The sequence below is a fragment of the Carnobacterium sp. genome (assembly GCF_032094055.1).
In the GTDB taxonomy this organism is placed as follows: domain Bacteria; phylum Bacillota; class Bacilli; order Lactobacillales; family Carnobacteriaceae; genus Carnobacterium_A.
Map to the genome: position 1 here is coordinate 1 of NZ_DAMDAK010000130.1, position 4365 is coordinate 4365.

The window sequence follows — 4365 nt, forward strand, 5'->3', positions numbered from 1 at the left end:
AAGTTAAATCCAATGCAAACGTTCATTGCCGGAGATGCAGCATTTGACGGATCAGGAGCATATGTGATCACTGATGGAGCTTTCATGCTGGTTGGTATCGGCGACTTGATCAATACTATGATTACAGCATCCATTGCGGTTCTGTTGGTTATGGCACTTGGAAACAAACTTGGTTCGATGACCATTTTGCTGCTACCAATCATTGCTGGCGCCGGTGCGGGTGCAGTTGGTTCGTTCACACTTCCGTATGTGAAATTAATCACTTCAAGCATTGGAACATTGATCAACAGCTTTACTGAATTACAACCTGTCTTAATGAGCGTTTTGATTGCTGTTTCATTCTCTATTCTTATTATTTCACCAATCTCAACTGTGGCAATTGCTACTGCGATCGGCTTGTCAGGGCTAGCTTCCGGTGCAGCAAATATTGGGATTTGTGCAGCAGCTGCAAGTTTGGTTATCGGTTCAATGAAGGTAAACAGCATAGGTGTTACTTCTTCAGTTGGCCTAGGGGCAATGAAAATGATGATGCCAAACTTGATCAAATATCCGGTTATTGCTATCCCGCTTGCAGTTAATGCAGTGATCAGCGGAATTTTTGCAGCAATGTTTAATATTCAAGGCACACCTTTTTCAGCAGGTTTTGGCTTTTCAGGGTTAGTCGGACCCATTAATGCAATGAAGTTTATGGAAGGTAACGCTGTTGGTAATATGGGAATTGCTTTATTAGCCTTCTTTATTATTCCATTTGTTGGTGCTTTTGTAGTAGACTTTGTATGTACGAAATTGATTAAATTATATGAAAATGAAGCGTTCAAATTTGTTGCAGCTAAATAACAAAAAATAATCAGTAGATAAAATTTAGGAGGAATTATAAATGAACTTAATTATGTTTGGAACTCGTGAAGATGAAAAAGATGCAGCAATGGTCTGGAGCAAAAAATCTGGTGTGAATGTTGAAACCACTACTGAAATTTTAACAATGGATACACTGGAAAAAGTAAGAGGCAATGACGGTGTTTTGATCCAACAAACAGGAAAATTAGATGAAGCTTTGTATCCTGCTTTAGCTGAAATGGGGATCAAACAATTGGCTACTCGTTCTGCCGGTTACGATATGTTCGATTTAAAAGCAGCACAAGAAAATGGATTGACGATTACAAATGTTCCAGCCTATTCACCTAATGCTATTGCCGAGTTTGCTGTAACAGCTTCATTAAATATGATTCGCCATCTAGATTTGATTAAAAAAAATGTAGAGAACCACAACTTCAGCTGGAATAAAGCCATTTTAAGCAGAGAAGTTCGGTCAATGAAAATTGGGATCGTTGGAACTGGCCGGATTGGACGTATTACTGGTGAATTATTTGCCGGATTCGGTGCAGAAATTATTGGATTTGATTTGTATCAAAATGATGAAGCTCGTAAATTTCTAACCTATAAAGATACACTTGAAGAATTAGTACAAGAAGCTGATTTGATTTCTATTCATATGCCGGCAACAGAAGACAACTACCACTTATTTAATAAAGAATTGTTTGCGCAAATGAAAAATGGTTCTTATTTAATCAATACTGCAAGAGGAACGATCGTAGATACAGAAGATTTACTTGAAGCATTGGAGAACGGAAAATTAGCAGGTGCAGTTTTAGATACTTATGAATACGAGCATCCATTTGTCAACAAAGACTTAAAAGGTGCTGAAATCGATGATGATATTTTCAATGCATTGATGGTCAGAGATGATATTTTCTATACTCCGCATATTGCATTCTATACAGAAACGGCTGTTGAAAACTTAGTAGAAGGATCATTAAATGCAACGTATGATATCGTGACAACAGGTAAAAGTGATTTTCAAGTACAGTAAACACAAATTTTTCAAAAATGAGACTCTAAAAAATGAGCAAATGACCTTTTTATTAGGTGGGTTATTTGCTCAATTTTTTTGCTTAATAATCGTCATGATTTTTAAAAATAATCTTGGAAAAAGGATACTAATTAAGGTATGATGCAATCAGGAGATTTTGCAAAACGTTTGTTTTTTTGTGAAGGATTTATGGGTGAGTAAAGTAAAGAAACGATTTGTAAAAAAGATAAAAATACAGAGAAAGGCCTTCTAAAAATAAAGATAGAAGCAAATAAAAAAGGATAAAAATAAAACAATCAAGGAGTAGACAAATGAAAAAGAAAATAGGAATTGGTTTGGGTGTTTTATTAGTAGTAGTCATTGGCGGACTCGCTGCCAAGTCGTTATTCTTTTCAAATGAAGAAGTGACAGAGGAAGTAGCAGATCCTTATGGAATCGACTATTTTGTTGTACCGGGAATGGATCAAGTATTTGTTAATGGAACGGTGAAACCGGAGCAATCACAGGAATTTCGTAAAGAAGAATCTCTTGGTACGATGGGAGACTTGCAAGTAGAGAATGGGGAAACTGTTGAGAAAGGGACCCTTTTATATACCTATGAAAATACAGAAGTTGCAGCTCAGTTGAATGATTTTAAAAATCAAGCAGCCAGAATGGAGACACAGCGCTCTAATGCCATTTATAAACGTGATTTAGCCATTCAAAACTGGCAAAAACTGCCAGAAGAAGAACGTACTCAAACATTGGAAGAATTAAAAATAGATATGAGTACGGCTGATTTGGATGCAGAAGTCACTGAATTATACAATAATATTGAGTCGCTAAAAGAACAGCGCTTCAAGGATATCGTTGCGCCATTTAGCGGAAAAGTATACATACCGGAAGTTAAAGATGCGGAATCGCCTATTTTAAAATTGATCTCTGACAATTTTTATGTAGCAGGAACCGTTAATGAAAAAGATGTCGGAAAATTAGCAGCCAAGCAAACAGCAGATATCAAAGTCATTTCAAATAATCACACTGTAACGGGTAAGGTTAATTTTATTGATTTGAATCCAGCAGAAGAAGCTGGAGATGGTATGGGAAGTTATGGAGGACAAGAATCAATGATGTCGAGCTACCCAGTAAAATTGTCATTGGATACATTAGACGGCATTCGAAATGGCTATCATGTTCAAGCAATCGTAAATATTGGGGAAGCAACGGTTAATATTCCAACGATAGCGATTCATCAAGAAGACGACCAATCCTATGTTTTAGTTAATGATTTTGGGACAGTGGTCAGACGTGTGATTCAACTCGGTAAAGAAGAAGGCGAAAATACGGTTGTTACAAGTGGTTTGGAAGCTGAAGACCAAATCATTGTTTCATCTCAAGTTGAAATTGAAGAAGGTCAAGTGCTATCTGAATCGCTGGAACAAGAAGCGATGGATTCAATCACTATAGAAGAGTAGGGGTGAAAAAAATGAAATCAGTACAAGCACCTCAACCCTTGATTGTTTTAAAGGAAATCAATAAGTCTTTTAAACAAGGAAAACAAGAATCACATGTCTTAAAAGGCTTAGATTTGACGATTAATGAAGGCGATTTTGTTATGATCATGGGGAAATCCGGCAGTGGAAAAACGACATTGATGAATATCATTGGTTTCTTAGATCGAATCAGTACGGGAACTTATTTATTCCGAGGAGAAGATGTCTCGTTATTGAATGAAAACCAAAAATCAGAGTACCGCAATGCATTCTTTGGCTTTGTTTTCCAGCAATTCTTTTTGATCGATTCCTTAAATGTGCAACAAAATGTTGAATTGCCGATGGTATATAAAGGGATGAACAATTCAAAAGAAAAAAAAGAAAAAGCTCAACATTTTTTGGATCTGGTCGGGATTGGCGACAAGCTGAAAATGAAAACCTCCGAACTGTCAGGCGGTCAACAACAGCGTGTCGCGATTGCGCGGGCATTGATCAATGATCCGCTATTGATTATGGCTGATGAACCAACAGGTGCTTTGGATAGTGAAACCGGGAAAACTATAATGGAAACATTGAAAAAATTGAATCAAGAAGGCAAAACCATTGTGATGGTCACTCACGATGAAGATATGACCGCTTATGCTACACGCGTTATTCGAATGAAAGATGGAGCTTTTGAAGAAGAGGTGACAACAGTATGATCCGCAATATTTTGATTAGTACATTTTTGAGTTTAAAAGCTCATAAGTTCCGTGTCTTTTTAACGATGTTGGGCATTATTATTGGAATAGCTTCAGTGGTAACCATTGCTGCTTTAGGCGAAGGAATCCGACAGCAAACAGTAGAGTTAGCCAATTCCACTAATACAAATGTTATCCAGATCAATTACACCATGCCGATGACAGAAGAAACAGCTATTTATGAAGATTCAAATTTTGTATTTTCACGGGTAGACATGAAGCGAATTCAAAAAATAGCAGGAGTTGCTTCTGTTCTACCTGATTATGGAGAAGGCTGGGGAAT

General features: G+C 37.0%; 5 protein-coding genes. All 5 read left to right on the forward strand.

What is annotated here, in order from left to right:
• The coding region (locus tag RT405_RS13100) for a PTS sugar transporter subunit IIC (RefSeq protein ID WP_313470268.1) at positions 1-837 on the forward strand (837 nt) is incomplete at its 5' end.
• 40 nt (positions 838-877) lie between these two features.
• Positions 878-1870, forward strand: a complete 993-nt coding sequence (locus RT405_RS13105; RefSeq protein ID WP_313470270.1) for a D-2-hydroxyacid dehydrogenase — start codon at positions 878-880, stop codon at positions 1868-1870.
• Between the two features lie 311 nt (positions 1871-2181).
• A complete protein-coding gene (locus tag RT405_RS13110; protein WP_313470272.1) occupies positions 2182-3324 on the forward strand; it encodes an HlyD family efflux transporter periplasmic adaptor subunit in 1143 nt (380 codons plus the stop codon).
• An 11-nt stretch (positions 3325-3335) separates the two neighbouring features.
• Entirely contained in the window at positions 3336-4043 is a 708-nt protein-coding gene (locus RT405_RS13115; protein WP_313470273.1) for an ABC transporter ATP-binding protein, read from the forward strand.
• A partial coding sequence (locus RT405_RS13120; protein ID WP_313470275.1) for an ABC transporter permease occupies positions 4040-4365 on the forward strand: 326 nt, incomplete at its 3' end. The genes RT405_RS13115 and RT405_RS13120, both read left to right, overlap by 4 nt.

What these genes read in the sequence shown, in the direction of transcription:
- RT405_RS13105 (WP_313470270.1), top strand. Translation starts at nt 878, where the DNA reads ATGAACTTAATTATGTTTGGAACTCGTGAAGATGAAAAAGATGCAGCA.
- RT405_RS13110 (WP_313470272.1), top strand. Translation starts at nt 2,182, where the DNA reads ATGAAAAAGAAAATAGGAATTGGTTTGGGTGTTTTATTAGTAGTAGTC.
- RT405_RS13115 (WP_313470273.1), top strand. Translation starts at nt 3,336, where the DNA reads ATGAAATCAGTACAAGCACCTCAACCCTTGATTGTTTTAAAGGAAATC.